This is a genomic window from Burkholderia sp. MSMB1078WGS, from assembly GCF_001528895.1.
Taxonomy (GTDB): Bacteria; Pseudomonadota; Gammaproteobacteria; order Burkholderiales; family Burkholderiaceae; genus Burkholderia.
In genome coordinates this window covers 127,885-144,043 of record NZ_LPDI01000003.1, presented here as the reverse complement: position 1 = coordinate 144,043, position 16,159 = coordinate 127,885, and the positions used below count along the sequence as shown (strand labels likewise).

Sequence of the window (16,159 nt, the reverse complement as noted above, 5' to 3'; positions counted from 1 at the left end):
TCAAAGATGCGAGGCATTCGCACCGGAGCCCCAGGCCGCGAGGCCGGCTTTCGCCGTTTCCGTCGCGACAAAACCTGACGCACTGGTTCCATAACGCACCGCGTTCGCAGCAAGTTGACACGTTGCTTGCATCCTCGGGTTTCCCCGGGGGCAGGCGCGTCGGCCGGCGCCGGCAGGCCGGACAGGCCGTCGCCGCACGGCGCCGCAAACCGGCTCGCGCGACGCCGGGGCGGCGCTTATACTGGCGTCCATCCGTCCCTTTCCCCGGAAACCGGATCGCGCCGGTCATACGACCGCCGCCGTCTCGAGGCGCTCAAATTGCCCGATCACAATCTGGACAAACTGAAAATCGACCGGCGTCCGATCGCACCGGTGCCGCGCCGGCGCCGGTGGGTCCGCTATGCGGCCGCCGCCGTGCTGATCGTCATCGCGATCGTCGCCGGCCTCGCGCTCACCGGTCGGCCGACCGTCGACACTACGTCCGTCACGTCCGCCTACCCGTACCAGAACGACACGCAGCTCAATGCGACCGGCTACGTCGTGCCGCAACGCAAGGCCGCGGTCGCGTCGAAGGGCCAGGGGCGCGTCGAATGGCTCGGCGTGCTCGAAGGCACGCGCGTGAAGCAGGACGAGATCATCGCGCGGCTCGAAAGCAGCGACGTGCAAGCGTCGCTTGCCCAGGCGCGCGCGCAGGTGCAGGTCTCCCGCGCGAACCTCGGCGTCGCGCAGGCGGAACTCAAGGATGCGGAGATCGCGCTGCGCCGCACCGCCGCGCTCGCGCCGCGCGGCGCCGTGCCGGCCGCGCAGCTCGACACCGACACGGCCCGCGTGAACAAGGCGCGCGCGACGCTCAATAGCGACCGGGCTGCGATCGCGTCCGCCGAAGCGAACGCGCAGGCCGCGCAGGTCGCGGTCGACCAGACGGTGATCCGCGCGCCGTTCGACGGCATCGTGCTCGCCAAGCACGCGAACGTGGGCGACAACATCACGCCGTTCTCGTCCGCGTCGGACAGCAAGGGCGCGGTCGTGACGATCGCCGACATGGAGACGCTCGAGGTCGAGGCCGACGTCGCCGAATCGAACATCGCGAAGATCCGCGCCGAGCAGCCGTGCGAGATCCAGCTCGACGCGCTGCCCGACATGCGCTTCGCCGGCCGCGTGTCGCGGATCGTGCCGACCGTCGACCGCTCGAAGGCCACCGTGCTCGTGAAGGTGCGCTTCGTCGACCGCGACGAGCGCGTGCTGCCCGACATGAGCGCGAAGATCGCATTCCTGTCGAAGCCGGCGTCGCCGCAGGACCGGCAGCCGGTGACCGCCGTGCAGGCGAGCGCCGTGGTCGAGCGCGACGGCCGGCCGGTCGTGTTCGTCGTGAAGGACGACACCGTGCATGCGGTGGCCGTGACGCGCGGCATGCGGATCGGCGAGCTGGTGGCGATCCGTGGCGTGAAACCCGGCGACACGGTCGTGCTCGCGCCGGGCGCGAAGCTGAAGGACGGCGCGAAAGTGACCGTCGCGAAGAAGTAGCGCGCGTGAACGACGCCCCGTCGCCCCTCGTCGAGATCAGCCACGTCGCGAAGTCGTACCGGCGCGGCAACCAGATCGTGCCCGTGCTGACCGACATCTCGCTCGACATCGGCGAAGGCGACTTCGTCGCGCTGATGGGACCGTCCGGCTCCGGCAAGAGCACGCTGCTGAACCTCGTGGCCGGCATCGACCGGCCCGACAGCGGCGAGCTGCGCGTCGGCGGCCTCGACATCTCGCAACTCGCCGAGGCGCAACTGGCCGAATGGCGCGCCGCGAACGTCGGCTTCATCTTCCAGTTCTACAACCTGATGCCCGTGCTCACCGCGTTCGAGAACGTCGAGTTGCCGCTGATGCTCACGCACCTGTCGCGCCGCGAACGACGCGAGCGCGTCGAGCTCGTGCTCGACATGGTGAATCTCGGCGATCGCACGCGCCATTACCCATCCGAGCTGTCGGGCGGCCAGCAGCAGCGCGTCGCGATCGCGCGCGCGCTGATCACCGATCCCGTGCTGATCGTCGCCGACGAGCCGACCGGCGACCTCGACCGCGCGTCGGCGACCGACGTGCTCGCGATGCTGCAGCGGATGAACGCCGAACTCGGCAAGACGATCATCATGGTGACGCACGACGCGCATGCGGCCGGCGCCGCGCGTTCGCTCGTGCATCTGGAAAAAGGGGAGCTGATCGATGGGCACGCCGGCTGACCGGCGGCGGGAGCGCGCAAGATGGTCGTGAAGCTGATCGCGCGCAACGCGCTGCGGCACCGGCTGCGCACGCTCCTGACCGTACTCGGGCTGACCATCGCGGTGCTCGCGTTCGGGCTGCTGCATACGGTGGTCGACGCGTGGTACGCGGGCGCGGCGGCCGCGTCCAGCGGCCGGCTCGTCACCCGCAACGCGATCTCGCTGGTGTTTCCGCTACCGGTGAGCGACGAGAACCGGATCCGCGGCGTCGACGGCGTGACGGCCGTGGTCCGCTCGAACTGGTTCGGCGGCATCTACCGCGACCCGAAGAACTTCTTCGCGAGCTTCGCGGTATCGGACAACTATCTCGACCTGTATCCCGAATTCATCCTGCCGGCACAGCAGCGCGCCGACTACGACCGCGACCGCCGCGGCTGCCTCGTGGGCCGCCAGCTCGCGACGCAATTCGGCTTCAAGGTCGGCGACGTGATCCCGCTGAAGGGCACGATCTATCCGGGCACGTGGGATTTCGTCGTGCGCGGGATTCTCGACGGCCGCGACGATTCGACGATCACGCGCCAGTTGGTGTTCCACTGGGATTACCTGAACGAGACGGTGCGCAAGCGCACGCCGAAGCAGGCCGACCAGGTCGGCGTGTTCGTGCTCGGCATCGCGAACCCCGACGACGGCGCGTCGATCGCGCGCAACGTCGACGCGGTGTTCAAGAACTCGCTCGCCGAAACGCTGACCGAGACCGAACAGGCGTTCCAGCTCGGCTTCGTCGCGATGTCGAACCAGATCATCGCGGCGATCCGCCTCGTGTCGTACGTGGTGATCCTGATCATCATGGCCGTGATGGCCAACGCGATGGCGATGAGCGCGCGCGAGCGCACGGCCGAATACGCGACGCTGAAGGCGCTCGGCTTCGGCCCCGGGTTCCTCGCACTGATCGTGTTCGGCGAATCGGTCGCGATCGCGGTGGCTGGCGGCGGGCTCGGCATCCTCGCGACGCCGCCCGCCGCGAGCCTGTTCAAGCAGGCGGCCGGCGGCATCTTCCCGGTGTTCAAGGTGTCGACCGAGACGGTCGTGCTGCAGGCCGCGTGCTCGGTCGCGGTCGGCCTCGCGGCCGCGCTCGTGCCGGCATGGCAGGCCGCGCGCGTGCGCGTCGTCGAAGGCCTGCGGGCGATCGGATAGAGGCGCGCATGGCGATCCCGCTCACCTACATCGCGCGCAATCTGTGGACCCGACGGCTCACCACCGCGCTCACCGCAGGGGGGATGGCGCTCGTGATCTTCGTGTTCGCGACGGTGCAGATGCTCGACGCGGGGCTCACGAAAACGCTCGTGTCGACCGGCGAGGCGGACAACGCGGTGGTGATCCGCAAGGGCGCCGAGACCGAGATCCAGAGTTCGATCGACCATCAGCAGGCCAACGCGCTCGAGATGCACCCGGCCGTCGCGCTCGGCCCCGACGGCCGGCCGCTCGTATCGAAGGAAGCCGTCGTGCTGATCTCGCTCGTCAAGACGTCGACCGGCAAGCCGTCGAACGTCGTGATCCGCGGCGTGTCGCCGGCCGGCCTCGCGCTGCGGCCGCACGTGAAGCTCGCGGCCGGCCGCCCGTTCGCGCCGGGCTCGTCGGAGATCGTCGTCGGCAGCGCGATCGCGAAAGGCTTCAGCGGCACGCAGCTCGGCGACCGCCTGCATTTCGCGCAGCGCGACTGGACCGTCGTCGGCGTGTTCGACGCGGGCGGCAGCGGCTTCGACTCGGAGATCTGGGGCGACGTCGACCAGTTGATGCAGTCGTTCCGGCGTACCAGCTATTCGTCGATGGTGCTGCGCATCCCGAGCGCCGACGGCTTCGCGCGCTTCAAGGCCGACATCGACGTCGACCCGCGGCTGACCGACGAGGCGAAGCGCGAACAGACCTTCTACGGCGACCAGTCGAAGGCGCTGTCGACGTTCATCAACATCCTCGGCATCACGCTGTCGACGATCTTCTCGATCGCCGCGATGATCGGCGCGATGATCACGATGTATGCGTCGGTCGCGAACCGCGTGGCCGAGATCGGCACGCTGCGCGCGCTCGGCTTCAAGCGCACCAACGTGCTCGTCGCGTTCCTGCTGGAGGCGCTGCTGCTCGGCTTCGTCGGCGGCGTGATGGGGCTCGCGTGCGCGTCGCTGATGCAGTTCGCGTCGTTCTCGACGACCAACTTCCAGACCTTCTCGGACCTGTCGTTCCGCTTCGTGCTGACGCCGACGATCGTCGTGAAGACGCTCGTGTTCTCGCTCGTGATGGGGCTCGTCGGCGGCTTCCTGCCGGCGATGCGCGCCGCGCGGCTGAAGATCGTCGACGCACTGCGCGCGCAGTGACGCGCGCCGCCGCTCACGTTAGACGTTCGCGCGGCACCCACGCGCCGTGGAACCCGGCCGGCACGCGACGCGGCAGATGCACGGTCGCCACCGGCCCCGCGTCGATCGCGCGCGCATCGAGGATCACGACGTCGCTCGTATCCGTCGCCGCGCGGTAGACCATCACCAGCAGCCAGCCGTCGTCCTCGCCGTCTTCGTCGCGACGGCCCGGACGCGGCACGAACACCGGTTCGCCGTTCTGGTCGCCGGGCGGCACCGCGTAATGCATCGTCGTGCCGCGCACGTGATCGAAACGCATCACGCCGCGCATTTCCGTGGGGTTCGGCTGCTCGGCCGCATACAGATAGCGGTAGCGGCGCCCGGTCCGGCTTTCGTCGATGCGCGGCAGCTCGATGCCGCCGTCGGCGAGCGGTCCTTCGTCGACCAATCCGTTCGCCGTATCGATCACGTAGCGCCACAGCTCGCCGACCGGGTTGTCGGCGAAGCGGCCCGTGCGCGCGTCGAGCCGCAGGAACGACGGATAGCGCACCGCGTCGAGCACGATGCACGACGCGTCGCAGTCGTACGCGTTCACGACGTGCTGGATGAAGCACGGCTCGACGCCGAACCAGCGCACGTCGCCACCGTGGCGCGGGATCACGCCGATGCGCGCGGGCCGGTCGTCGTGCCAGCGCAGCGGCATCCGGTGGCCTTGCTTCAGCAGCGAGAAGTCGTAGCCGACGTTCAGGTCGAGCAACAGGCTGCGGGTTTCGGTGATCGCGAGGTCGTGCATCATCGACGGCGCGCTCAGCTCGATCTCGAGACCGACGCGCGGCACGCCCTGCGCATCCACGACGCCGTAGCGCAGCCACGGCGCACGCCAGTCCGCGCGAAACAGGATCAGCTCGCCGGTCACCGGGTCGACCTTCGGATGCGCGGTCATCCCGCCGTCGAAACCCGCATGCCGCGCCGGCAGGCCGGGCGAATCGAGCGCGGCGGTGATCGCGAGCGGCGCGCCGCCCTCGGCCAGCGCGAGCAGTTCGCCCGCATGCTGCAACACGCTCACGTTCGGATTGGTGTCGGGCAGATGCGGCACTTGCCCGGGTGCGTGCACGGCGGCCCAGCGCTGCGTGCGCGCCCAGCGGTTCCGGTAGCTGGCCGCGCGGCCGCCGTCGAACGCGATCGCATGCAGCATCGCGGCCTCCGGCCACCACGACAGCACGTCGTTGCCTTCGAAACGGCCGCCCGGCGGGTTCGGGCCGTTGCGCAGCAGCGTGCCGTCGAGTTCGCGCGGAATGGTGCCCGTCACACGCAGATCGACGAGGTCGACTTCGTCGGCGACCGGCGCAATCGCGCCGCGGTTCAGGTCGAATACGGTCATTGCGTCGGCGCTCCGTCAGTGGCCTTCGGTGGACGGCGGCAGGTCGCCGCGCGCCAGCGCGAGCGCATGGTCGCGTACGTCGTCGGGCCAGCCGGCGACGCACTCGGCCAGCCGCGCCGGATCGTTCGCATACAGCGCCCGCGCGGCTTCCTCGAAACCGGGCAGGTCGCCCGCCATCGCCGACATGAAGTGGTAGGCACGGGCCTGCGCGTCGCGCTGCCGGTCGGCCGCCGCATGCGTGCGCCGCGCGTCCTCGACGAGCTTGCGCAGCGCGACCGACGCGCCGCCCGGCTGCGCGCCGAGCCATTCCCAGTGACGCGGCAGCAGCGTGACCTCGCGCGACACGACGCCGAGCTTCGGCCGGCCGCGGCCGCGCTGCTCGCCCGAGCCGGCCGGCTCGCCGGCGCCGCCGGATGCATCGCCCGACGGCACCGCATAGCGCGCGCGAACGTCGTCCGCCGTGCCGCGCAGGTCGAGGTCGATCGAGCGGCCCGTCGCGTCGTCGAAGATCAGGATCGAACCGGGCATCGCGTCGCCGGCCGCCTGCCGGACCGCAAGCGCGACCGTCACGAGCGGGCCCGACGCGAGCCGCCGGTGCCCGTCGAAGGCCGTGTACGAAGGAAGGAGCGTGGAAGTCGTCATGGTGGTCGCCCGCAGGCTGGAATCGGAATGACGCTATTTTTATCCGGGTATTAATTGGATGTCAATATTATCCGGGTAAAAAAAGCCAGCGGATTCCATCCCGCCGCGTGGCCGGGATGGCCGACGTGGCCGGTCAGGCCACCCGCGCCGGCACCGCGATGCCGCGCGCGCTGGCCAACGCGTCGTCGAGCGACACATGCCCTTCGAACGCCGACGACGCCGGCGGCGGCAGGTTTTCCTCGATCGCGTGCGCGAACTGCACGCCGGCATCGTCGGCGAGCCGCGCGCGCAGCGCGGCGACACGCGGGAACGCATCGCGCTCGAACACCGCGTGATAGTCGGCCCAGCGCGCGATCCCGGCGAAGTACGCATCGGCCAGCGTGCGCCGCGCGCCCAGCAGCCACGGGCCTTCCCCGCGTTCGAGCAGCGCTTCGAGTTGCCGGTGCGCCTTCAGCACCTTGCCGCGACCGTATGCCTGCAGCGCCTCTTTCTCGGCGCCTTCGGTGTCGTGTTCGTACACGTACCAGAGCGCACCGAACGCGTTGAAGAACGTCGTGTTCAGCCACGCCAGCATCCGGTTCAGCCGGTCGAAATCCGCGCTGCCCTGGCGAAACGCGAGGCCGCTGTCGAGCGCCTGCGCGCCGATATGGCCGAGGATCGCGATGCTTTCGGTCAGCACGTCGCCGTTCGCGGTGACGAACGCCGGTGTTTCGGCGACGGGGTTCAGGGCGACGAACGCGTCGCTCGTCACCGCGCCCGGCATCGTGATACGCGACAGCCGGTACGGGCGGCCGACCCATTCGAGCGCGACGATCGAGCCGAACGAGCAGCCGGCGGGAATACCGTAGAGAAGGATCGGAGACATCGGAGAATTCCGCGAAAGTTGAACGAGCCGTCATGCTCCCATGGCGGACGATGGCGCAGTAGCCGCTAAAATCGAAACCCGTCGTTTCTCCATGTGGACGCTGGAAGTGAATCTGAACGATCTCTACCTGTTCGTGCAGGCGGTGGATGCCGGCAGCATGTCGGCGGCCGCGCGCCGGCTCGACCTGCCGAAATCGACGGTCAGCAAGCGCGTGGCCGAGCTCGAGCGCACGCTCGGCGCGCGGCTCGTGCATCGCACGTCGCGCAGCTTCCGGCTCACACCGGTCGGCGCCGAATTCTTCGAGCATGCGCGCGCCGCCGTGATCGAGGCCGAAAGCGCGCGCGACGCGGTGCTGCGGCAGGCCGCCGAGCCGGCCGGCGTCGTGCGGATCACGAGCTCGGTGCCGGTCGCGCAGCACATCCTCGCGCCGTGCCTGCCGGCGCTGGCGATCGCGCACCCGAAGCTGCTGCTGCAGATTCATGCGAGCGACCGCCTCGTCGACATCGCGCAGGAAGGCTTCGACATCGCGGTGCGCAGCCATTTCGCGCCGCTGCCCGATTCCGCGCTCGTGCAACGGCCGCTCGCGGCGTCGCCGATCGTCGTCGTCGCCGCGCCAGCCTATCTCGCACGGGCCGGCACGCCCGACACACCGGCCGATCTCGCGCAGCACGACGGGCTCCACCCGGGCCCGCAGCCGTGGCGGCTGCAGCGCGGCGGCGACGCTGGCGACACCGTCGACGTGACGCCGCGCTTGCGGCTGCAGGCCGACGAATCGACGCTGCTGCTACAGGCGGCGACGGCCGGCCTCGGGCTCGCATGCCTGCCCGACTGGATCGCCGGGGCCGCGCTCACGTCCGGTACGCTCGTGCGCGTGCTGCCCGGCTGGTGCGCCGGCACCGTCACGACGACGCTGCTGATGCCGCATCGGCGCGGCCAGTTGCCCGGCGTGCGCGCCGCCGTCGAGTTTCTCGCGCAGCACGTGGCGCACCACCACCGCAACGGCCCGGACGACGCGCACGCGTGACCGCGCACCGCCTTCGATCGATTCAAATGCTGAATCGATCAAGTCAGCAATTGGCATGAAAGCGCAAATGTCGACATGACAGAATGGCCGGGACGCTGCGCCTGCATCGGCGTCCGGTGCCCGGCCTCCCGTCGGCGGCATCCACACACATCACGCGCGCATCCGACGCGCCTGCCGCACGACGGCACCTTCCGCCCTTCGGAGGAGACGAGTCATGAATCCGCTTCACGCGCTGCCGGCGTCCGCGTCGGCAACGGCCCGGCGCACCCGCGTGCGCTGGCTGGTGCTGGCCGTCCTGTTCGCGATCACGACGATCAACTATGCGGATCGCGCCGCCATCGCGATCGCGGGCCCGGCGCTGGCCCGCTCGATGCACCTGAGCCACGTGCAGATGGGCTTCATCTTTTCCGCGTTCGGCTGGTCGTACGTGGTCGCGCAATTGCCGGGCGGCTGGCTGCTCGACCGCTACGGCTCGCGCATCGTCTACGCATTCAGCATCTTCTTCTGGTCGCTGTTCACGCTGCTGCAAGGCGGGATCGGCTTCTTCGGCGGGGCGGCCGCGTTCGCGCTGCTGTTCGGGCTGCGTTTTCTGGTCGGCGCGGCCGAGGCGCCGTCGTTCCCCGCCAACAGCCGGATCGTGTCCGCGTGGTTCCCGGCGCCCGAGCGCGGCACCGCGTCGGCGATCTTCAACGCCGCGCAGTACGCGGCGACCGTCGTGTTCGCGCCGCTGATGGGCTGGCTCGTGCATGCGTTCGGCTGGCAGTCGGTGTTCGCGGTGATGGGCGTGCTCGGCTTCGTGTTCGTGCTGGTGTGGAACCGCACGATGTACGACCCGAAGCATCACCCGAACATCAACCGCGCGGAACTCGACTACCTCGCCGAAGGCGGTGCGCTCGTCGACATCGACCACGCGACGGGCAGGCGCGACGGCGGCCCGTCGATGCGCCACGTGAAGGCGCTGCTGAGAAACCGGATGCTGGTCGGCGTGTACGTCGCGCAGTACTGCATCAACGCGCTCACCTACTTCTTCATCACGTGGTTCCCCGTCTATCTCGTGCAGGCGCGCGGGATGTCGATCCTCAACGCCGGCCTCGTCGCGTCGATCCCCGCCGTATGCGGGTTCCTCGGCGGGATTCTCGGCGGCGTCGTGTCCGATACGCTGCTCAGGCAGGGCCGGTCGCTGTCGGTCGCGCGCAAGGTGCCGATCGTGATCGGCATGTTGCTGTCGATGTCGATGATCGTCTGCAATTACACCGATTCGCACGTGCTCGTCGTGGTGTTCATGGCGCTGTCGTTCTTCGGCAAGGGGCTTGGCGCGCTCGGCTGGGCCGTCAACGCCGACACCGCGCCGCGCCAGATCGCCGGCCTGAGCGGCGCGCTGCTCAACACGTGCGGCAATCTTTCCAGCATCACGACGCCGATCGCGATCGGCTATATCGTCGACCGCAGCGGCTCGTTCAACGGCGCGCTCGTCTATGTCGTCGCGCATGCGCTCGTCGCCGTGGTCTGCTACCTGTTCGTCGTCGGCGAGATCCGCCGCGTCGAGCTTCAATGAACGGCGCGGGCCGCGCCGGCGCGTCCGGCGGCCCGCACGCCACCGGAACCAGGAGCGAATCGATGTCCGAACCCAGCCGTGCCGGCACCCCGCGCGTCACCCGCATGCAGGTGATTCCCGTCGCCGGCCGCGACAGCATGCTGCTCAACCTGTGCGGCGCACACGCGCCGTACTTCACGCGCAACCTCGTGATCCTCGACGACAGCAGCGGGCATACGGGCGTCGGCGAAGTGCCGGGCGGCGAAGGCATCCGCCACGCGCTCGAGCGCATGACGGATCTCGTGGTCGGGCAGTCGATCGGACGCTACCAGGCAACGCTCAACGCGGTGCGCGCGGCGCTGTCCGGTGCGGGCGCCGGCGCCGGGCGCACGATTCGCCACGAAGTGACGTCGGCCGGCGAGGCGGCGGTGCTGCGTCAGCCGCACGAGATCAACCTGCGGCTCGATAACGTGATCACCGCGATCGAAGCCGCGCTGCTCGACCTGCTCGGCCAGCACCTCGACGTGCCGGTCGCGGCGCTGCTCGGTGAAGGCCAGCAGCGCGACGCGGTGCCGATGCTCGCGTATTTGTTCTACCTTGGCGACCGGCGCCGCACCGATCTGCCGTATCGCGACGAAGCGCAGGCGTCGGACCCGTGGTTCCGGCTGCGCAACGAAGCGGCGCTCACGCCGGCCGCGATCGCGCGGCAGGCCGAAGCCGCGGTCGAGCGCTACGGTTTCGCCGATTTCAAGCTGAAGGGCGGCGTAATGGCCGGCGCCGACGAGATGGAAGCGATCGCGGCGATCAAGGCACGCTTTCCCGCCGCGCGCGCGACGCTCGACCCGAACGGCGCGTGGTCGCTCGACGAGGCCGTCGCGCTGTGCCGCGGGCAAGGCCACCTGCTCGCGTATGCGGAAGATCCTTGCGGGCCGGAAGGCGGCTATTCGGGCCGCGAGGTAATGGCCGAATTCCGCCGCGCGACGGGGATTCCGACCGCCACCAACATGATCGCGACCGACTGGCGGCAGATGGATCATGCGGTGCGGCTGCAGGCGGTCGACATTCCGCTCGCCGATCCGCATTTCTGGACGATGCAGGGCTCGGTGCGGCTCGCGCAACTGTGCCGCGACTGGGGGCTCACGTGGGGATCGCACTCGAACAACCACTTCGACGTGTCGCTCGCGATGTTCACGCATGCGGCAGCGGCCGCGCCCGGCACGATCACCGCGATCGATACGCACTGGATCTGGCAGGAAGGCGACGCGCGGCTCACCCGCGAGCCGCTCGCGATCGTCGGCGGCAAAGTGGCCGTGCCGGAACGGCCGGGGCTCGGCATCGAACTGGACATGGCGCAGGTCGAGGCCGCGCATGCGCTGTACAACGAGGTGGGCGGCACCGCGCGCGACGATGCGGTCGCGATGCGTTATCTGGTGCCGGGGTGGACGTATGATCCGAAGCGGCCGAGTTTCGGGCGGGGATGACGGGAAGCGCAGGCGGCAACAAACAGCAAGCACCAACCCCGACCGGCCGCCGGCCAAGCCGGCGACCGATCCACCACTATCTGGCGTTAGCCGGCATCACGGCCGCTCTCGGGCGAAACGGTGACCGCCGGCACGTGGTTCGCCGCCAGTGCGTGGTTCGCTGCCGGCACGTCAGTCGGGACAGCCGGCACCAATCCCTGCAGCGATCCGCCGGACAAACCGATTTCACCGAGCAGCGAATCGATCAGCGGCGCGTGCGCGCGATAGGACAATGCCGCGGACATCGCCTGCTCGGCCAGATTGCCCCCTGTCGCGACCGACGTGCCGCCGTCCGCCGCACCGCCGCGATTGAGCCCGTCGACCTGGATGATCTTGATGCCGTCGATCGACTTCATCGGCTCGACGGTCTGCTGAATCACGCCCGGCAACGCCTGCAGCAGCGCGAGCTTGAACTTGAGGCTGGTCTGATCCGACGAAAGCGCATTGATCGCGTCGTTCAGCGCACGCTGCGCTTCCGCCTCCGCGAGACCCTTCTTGCGCGCCGCTTCGGCCAGCTCGACCATCGCGGCAGCCTGCATCTGAGCCGCGTCCCGCTCCGCTCGCGCCTGCGTCGTGATGTGAACCGCCTGCGTTTCCGCCTCCTGCGACGCCTCGATCAGCGCCACCTGCTTCGCGCGATCCGCCTCGGCGGTCTTGCGTGTCGTCTCGACCAGCTGCTCGGCGCGCACCGCGTCCGCGAGCGAGGCATTCGCGCGAGCCTGCGCCTGCGATTGCGCCTCGGACTTCTCCGCGATCACGATTGCCTTCTCCTGCTGCGCAATTTCAGTCACTTTCGCCTGCTCGATCGCCGCCATCTCCGTGACCCGCATCTGCTCGATCTCCTTCACGCGCACTTCGCGCTCCGCTTCCACCTTGCGGGTGCGCAATGCCTGCTCGCGCTGGATCTCGGATTCCTGGATCTGCCGCTCGGCGGCGATCCGGCTCTGCTCCGCCTCCTGGTGACGCTCGGCCTCGAACGTGGCGATGCGGGAATTCTGTTCGGCCGTGCGCGTCTTGACCTGCTGCTCCTGTTCGAGCTTCATGAACGATTCCTGCTGCTCGATTTCGAGCTTGCGGGACAGTGCGTCACGGTTCTTTTCACGCACAGCTACCTCGGTGTCCTGCTCGACCTCGTTGCGCTCCTTGCGGCGCCGCTCGGTTTCTTGGGTGAGCTTCGTCAGGCCTTCGGCGTCGAACGCATTGTTCGGATCGAAATACTCCTTCGACGTCTGGTTGAAATTGGTCAGCGACACGCTTTCCAACTCGAGCCCGTTCTTCGTCAGATCTTCGGCGACCGTGTTCTGCACGCCCTGCACGAATTTTTCGCGGGCGTCCTGCAGGTCCTGCATCGTCATCTGCGCGGCAGTCGAGCGCAGCGCATCGACGAACTTGTCGTCGACGAGCGCGCGCAGGTTTTCCGGCGCAAGCGTGCGCTGCCCGAGCGTCTGCGCGGCGGTCGACACCCCCTCTTCGGTCGGTGCGACCCGCACGAAGAAGGCCACGACCACGTCGACACGCATCCGGTCCTTCGTGATGAGGCTATCGCGCGTCGCTCGGCTCACTTCGAGCTTCAGCGTGTTCATGTTGATCGGGATCACCTCGTGAAACACCGGCAGCACCACCGCGCCGCCGCTCATGATCACCTTCTGACCGCCGAGACCGGTGCGGACGAAGGCCCGCTCCGCGGATGCCCGGACATAGAGACGCGCGAAAATCAGGCCGATCACGCAGAGACCCACCACCACTGCCAACGCAATGGCGCCCCAGAATGAGAGTGCATTCATCATGATATTTGTTCGACTCCTGTGTACGGATGGTGACAGCAACATGCGCTAGCCCGCGCCGCCCGGAACGGCGGCCGCCTGGCGAAAAGTGATTCAGAGCAATTCGGGCCGGGGATTTTCGATCGCGTGATAGCGCGAACCCGAGATGCGCGACACGAGCAGGACCGTCGTGCCTTTCGCGAAAGTCCGGCCGGCTTCGTCCGGCTCCACCCGGACATAGTGCTGTTGGCCGTGCTCGTCGACGAGCCGTGCTTCGGCCGGATTGCCCAGTGATGCTTCGCCGGTGATGATCCGTGCGGTGCGGCCGATAAAATCGGCTTCGGAAACCGCCGTGGTTTCGCTTTGCGGGAGAAAGCGCGCGACGAATTTGCCGGTGTGGCGCACGAACGGCAGCGCCGCGGCCGCCGCCAACCCGACGGCTAGCGCGGTAGGCATCATGAAACCCGCGACGGCCTGCAGTGATGTCTGCAACGCTAGTCCGACAATCGAAAAGCCGAGCAGGAAGAGAATCAGCAGGATCAGCAACGGAACCCGGCCCACATGCAGCCAGCCGAGAAACTGGCCGACAACGCTGGCGTCGGCGCCGCTGTCGGCATGATCGAGACCAAAATGCAGCACAAGCAAGCTGCCCGCATGCTCGGTCAGGCTCAGCCCCATCAGCATCGACACGCATTCCAGCACGCCAATGACGATCATCAGCCCGATGGCGACGACGAACGGCGCGTTGCCCGGCAGCATCAGTGAAGAAATCATTATCGTTTTGCTCTCAGGTTCGGAAACACCCGATCAGGAGATGTCGCCCGCTAGCTTTCCGGGTTGCGACTTCAGGCGCGCGACGCGTTCCTCGATCCGCTGCTCCTTGTGCAGAGTTTCAAGACGATACAGCAGCGACGGATCAGCCGACGAGGGACTGGTGCCCAATCCCGGCGCGCCGGTCGCGCCGGCCATCGTCCGGTTGAAACCCTGTTCGAGCTGCTCCGCCCGCGGGTCCGCGGCTGCCGTGCCTTCCGTCCGGCGCTCGCCGTCGCCGGGTGCGACTGCCCGTGCCGCGATCAGTTCACGCAGCCCCGCTTCCATCTCGGCCCGCTTCGCGCGCAGACCCAGCAGATCGCCCTCGGCGACCTGCGCGTGCTCGCTCGCCTCGTGAAGCGACTGCTGGAGCACGCCGAGCTGATCCTCCAGCTCGATCTGCCGCTCCGCGCCGGCACGCACGGCTGCATCGTCGTTTCTGGCGAGCGCGGTGCCGAGCAGTTCGTTCAAACGTTCGATCTCGTTGTTGATGCGCGCAATTGCCTTGGAAGCCTGATACCGCGCGGCTTCATGCCGGCCCAGCGCCACCCGCGCCTGCGCGATCACCTCGTCGAACTCGCGCAGGTACTGCTCGAGGATGGCCTGCGGCATGCGGCTTTCCAGCGAACCGATCAGCGAATGCACGTTCGCGGTCAACAACCTTTTGACTCGGATACCGAAATGTTCTGTCGTCACGACTTGTCACTCCTTCAGGAATTCACGCGGGCCTGACCGGCCCGGTCACCAAGCGCCGGTTTCATCGACTGCTCACGGCTTCGCCTGAGCCGGCTGAATAAGATTCGCCAGTTCCTTGACCTCGTGCACGTACGAATCGAGCACGGCAGGATCATAAGCGGGTGGATTGCCGGTCACGGCAAGGCGCAGCAGCCCGAGCAGCATGCGCATGCTCTTCGCAGTCAGCCGTGCTTCGAGTTCGCCGGCGGCCTCGCCAATCGGCTTGCCCGGCGGCGCCGCCGTCACGAGGCTGGCCATGAGTTCCGGGAGTTGCGACGCGAGCAGCGTCACGATTTCAGAACGGTGATATGTGGCATGTTCGTAGGCGTCGATCGCGTCGAGGATCGGCCGCACCTGCTCCCTGAGCAGCGCCGCGCATCGGACGAAGTCGTGCGCCCCCTTGACCCGCCGACGAGCGTCGGCAATCAGCGCGCGAATCTTGTCGCTCGGGCTTGTCGCATCCGGCAATTGCAGTTCGACTAGCCACGCGAGATCGTCCTCCGGAATTCGTACCGATACGGTTTGCATGACGTTCAATCCCTTCGAGTCACTTACTCGAAGCATAATGCGACCGTATGCAAATGTATACGTTTGTATTTCGAGATAGAGGTGAAACGCCAGGAGCAAAAACAAAAAGGGCCTGATCTTGCTGAGACAGGAAGCATATTTCTTCGATGGCTGGAACCATATCTCTGCACTGAAACCCCGTTAGTTAGCCTCCGACATCCTTCCTTGATGATTTGGTCGGAACCATATATTTGCACTTTGTCCAAATGTGAACGAATTCGTTGCACTTTGTTCAGTCAACGGTGAATCGTGAATGTCTAAACGGGTTCCGCAGCAGGCGTGAGAAGAACTACTCTTGGAGATCGGAACCACGTCTTGTGAAGCTTTATCAGGTGTGACAGCACGACCGACGCCAAACCGACTATGACACGGATATGCCCAACATTAGGAAAGGCAGCAACGAGCGCTCGCCATCATCGGGCTCCTGCCCAGCAAGCGTCCCGCCTGCTGTCATCGAAATGCTTACCGCGCAGGTTCAGAGAATGGTTGATGACTCGGGGAATCCAGATGGCTTTGACGCACGATCATGGCTGCTCAACTGGCTTCGTTCACCAGTTCCCGCGCTCGGAGGGAGATGCCCCGCAGACTACCTTCAAACTCCCGAAGGCATCGACCTGATTTCGAGAATGCTCGCGAGCGCACAAACCGGGGCCTACTGGTAGCCTCCAAATTTGATCGGGGCAACCCAAGGACTCATTCTCCAAGGAGTCCATTTCATTGATGAAACTTTCCGCCATCACAGCAGCAGCTCTCGTGAGTCGAA

Annotated in this window: 15 protein-coding genes; 8 read left to right on the top strand and 7 right to left on the bottom strand. The window is 67.5% G+C overall.

The annotated features are described in order from the left end of the window. Positions 1–318: 318 nt before the first annotated feature. From WT24_RS01040 to WT24_RS01025, 4 genes are read left to right on the top strand one after another with little or no spacing between them, the layout of a single operon-like run. A complete protein-coding gene (locus WT24_RS01040) occupies positions 319–1,524 on the top strand; it encodes an efflux RND transporter periplasmic adaptor subunit (protein ID WP_060030534.1) in 1,206 nt (401 codons plus the stop codon). Positions 1,525–1,529: 5 nt separating this feature from the next. Next, the gene (locus tag WT24_RS01035) at positions 1,530–2,228 is read left to right on the top strand and encodes an ABC transporter ATP-binding protein (protein ID WP_060030531.1); all 699 of its coding nucleotides are present in this window, start codon (positions 1,530–1,532) and stop codon (positions 2,226–2,228) included. 21 nt (positions 2,229–2,249) lie between these two features. Beyond that, positions 2,250–3,401, top strand: a complete 1,152-nt coding sequence (locus WT24_RS01030; RefSeq protein ID WP_059503342.1) for an ABC transporter permease — start codon at positions 2,250–2,252, stop codon at positions 3,399–3,401. An 8-nt stretch (positions 3,402–3,409) separates the two neighbouring features. Continuing rightward, complete coding sequence (locus tag WT24_RS01025; protein WP_060030528.1) at positions 3,410–4,576, top strand: ABC transporter permease; 1,167 nt, start codon at positions 3,410–3,412, stop codon at positions 4,574–4,576. A 13-nt stretch (positions 4,577–4,589) separates the two neighbouring features. On the opposite strand, the gene WT24_RS01020 is transcribed toward WT24_RS01025, so the two are convergent. The 3 genes from WT24_RS01020 to WT24_RS01010 all read right to left on the bottom strand — a co-directional run bounded on the left by WT24_RS01020 (position 4,590) and on the right by WT24_RS01010 (position 7,443). Next, the gene (locus tag WT24_RS01020) at positions 4,590–5,936 is read right to left on the bottom strand and encodes a carotenoid oxygenase family protein (RefSeq protein WP_060030525.1); all 1,347 of its coding nucleotides are present in this window, start codon (positions 5,934–5,936) and stop codon (positions 4,590–4,592) included. Between the two features lie 15 nt (positions 5,937–5,951). Beyond that, positions 5,952–6,578, bottom strand: coding sequence for a DUF2239 family protein (locus tag WT24_RS01015; protein ID WP_060030522.1), 627 nt, complete (start codon positions 6,576–6,578; stop codon positions 5,952–5,954). Between the two features lie 133 nt (positions 6,579–6,711). Further along, positions 6,712–7,443, bottom strand: a complete 732-nt coding sequence (locus WT24_RS01010) for a glutathione S-transferase family protein (protein ID WP_060030519.1) — start codon at positions 7,441–7,443, stop codon at positions 6,712–6,714. A 40-nt stretch (positions 7,444–7,483) separates the two neighbouring features. Here WT24_RS01010 and WT24_RS01005 point away from each other — a divergent pair, with 40 nt between their 5' ends. From WT24_RS01005 to WT24_RS00995, 3 genes are all read left to right on the top strand, one after another. Continuing rightward, positions 7,484–8,467 (top strand): LysR family transcriptional regulator, encoded by a 984-nt coding sequence (locus tag WT24_RS01005; RefSeq protein ID WP_060030517.1) that lies wholly within the window; start codon positions 7,484–7,486, stop codon positions 8,465–8,467. Between the two features lie 214 nt (positions 8,468–8,681). Beyond that, positions 8,682–10,022 (top strand): MFS transporter, encoded by a 1,341-nt coding sequence (locus tag WT24_RS01000; RefSeq protein WP_060030513.1) that lies wholly within the window; start codon positions 8,682–8,684, stop codon positions 10,020–10,022. Between the two features lie 62 nt (positions 10,023–10,084). Further along, positions 10,085–11,482 (top strand): enolase C-terminal domain-like protein, encoded by a 1,398-nt coding sequence (locus WT24_RS00995; RefSeq protein WP_060030574.1) that lies wholly within the window; start codon positions 10,085–10,087, stop codon positions 11,480–11,482. Between the two features lie 86 nt (positions 11,483–11,568). Here WT24_RS00995 and WT24_RS00990 read toward each other — a convergent pair whose 3' ends face one another. The 4 genes from WT24_RS00990 to WT24_RS00975 all read right to left on the bottom strand — a co-directional run bounded on the left by WT24_RS00990 (position 11,569) and on the right by WT24_RS00975 (position 15,357). Next, positions 11,569–13,308: a flotillin family protein gene (locus WT24_RS00990; RefSeq protein ID WP_257127406.1), complete on the bottom strand. Its 1,740-nt coding sequence runs from the start codon at positions 13,306–13,308 to the stop codon at positions 11,569–11,571. A 90-nt stretch (positions 13,309–13,398) separates the two neighbouring features. Then, the gene (locus tag WT24_RS00985; RefSeq protein WP_257127405.1) at positions 13,399–14,058 is read right to left on the bottom strand and encodes a YqiJ family protein; all 660 of its coding nucleotides are present in this window, start codon (positions 14,056–14,058) and stop codon (positions 13,399–13,401) included. A gap of 33 nt (positions 14,059–14,091) precedes the next feature. After that, positions 14,092–14,790: a PspA/IM30 family protein gene (locus WT24_RS00980; protein ID WP_060030510.1), complete on the bottom strand. Its 699-nt coding sequence runs from the start codon at positions 14,788–14,790 to the stop codon at positions 14,092–14,094. Positions 14,791–14,862: 72 nt separating this feature from the next. Then, positions 14,863–15,357 (bottom strand): hypothetical protein, encoded by a 495-nt coding sequence (locus tag WT24_RS00975; RefSeq protein ID WP_060030507.1) that lies wholly within the window; start codon positions 15,355–15,357, stop codon positions 14,863–14,865. A gap of 413 nt (positions 15,358–15,770) precedes the next feature. On the opposite strand from WT24_RS00975, the gene WT24_RS35565 reads away from it, so the two are divergent. Continuing rightward, positions 15,771–16,058, top strand: coding sequence for an MbcA/ParS/Xre antitoxin family protein (locus WT24_RS35565; RefSeq protein ID WP_082742043.1), 288 nt, complete (start codon positions 15,771–15,773; stop codon positions 16,056–16,058). The last annotated feature ends 101 nt before the right edge of the window (positions 16,059–16,159 follow it).

Coding starts and splice junctions, on each gene's coding strand:
- WT24_RS00985 (WP_257127405.1), bottom strand. CDS start 14,058: ATGATTTCTTCACTGATGCTGCCGGGCAACGCGCCGTTCGTCGTCGCC.
- WT24_RS01005 (WP_060030517.1), top strand. CDS start 7,484: ATGGCGGACGATGGCGCAGTAGCCGCTAAAATCGAAACCCGTCGTTTC.
- WT24_RS01030 (WP_059503342.1), top strand. CDS start 2,250: ATGGTCGTGAAGCTGATCGCGCGCAACGCGCTGCGGCACCGGCTGCGC.
- WT24_RS00990 (WP_257127406.1), bottom strand. CDS start 13,308: ATGATGAATGCACTCTCATTCTGGGGCGCCATTGCGTTGGCAGTGGTG.
- WT24_RS01015 (WP_060030522.1), bottom strand. CDS start 6,578: ATGACGACTTCCACGCTCCTTCCTTCGTACACGGCCTTCGACGGGCAC.
- WT24_RS00995 (WP_060030574.1), top strand. CDS start 10,085: ATGTCCGAACCCAGCCGTGCCGGCACCCCGCGCGTCACCCGCATGCAG.
- WT24_RS01025 (WP_060030528.1), top strand. CDS start 3,410: ATGGCGATCCCGCTCACCTACATCGCGCGCAATCTGTGGACCCGACGG.
- WT24_RS35565 (WP_082742043.1), top strand. CDS start 15,771: ATGCCCAACATTAGGAAAGGCAGCAACGAGCGCTCGCCATCATCGGGC.
- WT24_RS00975 (WP_060030507.1), bottom strand. CDS start 15,357: ATGCAAACCGTATCGGTACGAATTCCGGAGGACGATCTCGCGTGGCTA.
- WT24_RS01020 (WP_060030525.1), bottom strand. CDS start 5,936: ATGACCGTATTCGACCTGAACCGCGGCGCGATTGCGCCGGTCGCCGAC.
- WT24_RS01000 (WP_060030513.1), top strand. CDS start 8,682: ATGAATCCGCTTCACGCGCTGCCGGCGTCCGCGTCGGCAACGGCCCGG.
- WT24_RS01010 (WP_060030519.1), bottom strand. CDS start 7,443: ATGTCTCCGATCCTTCTCTACGGTATTCCCGCCGGCTGCTCGTTCGGC.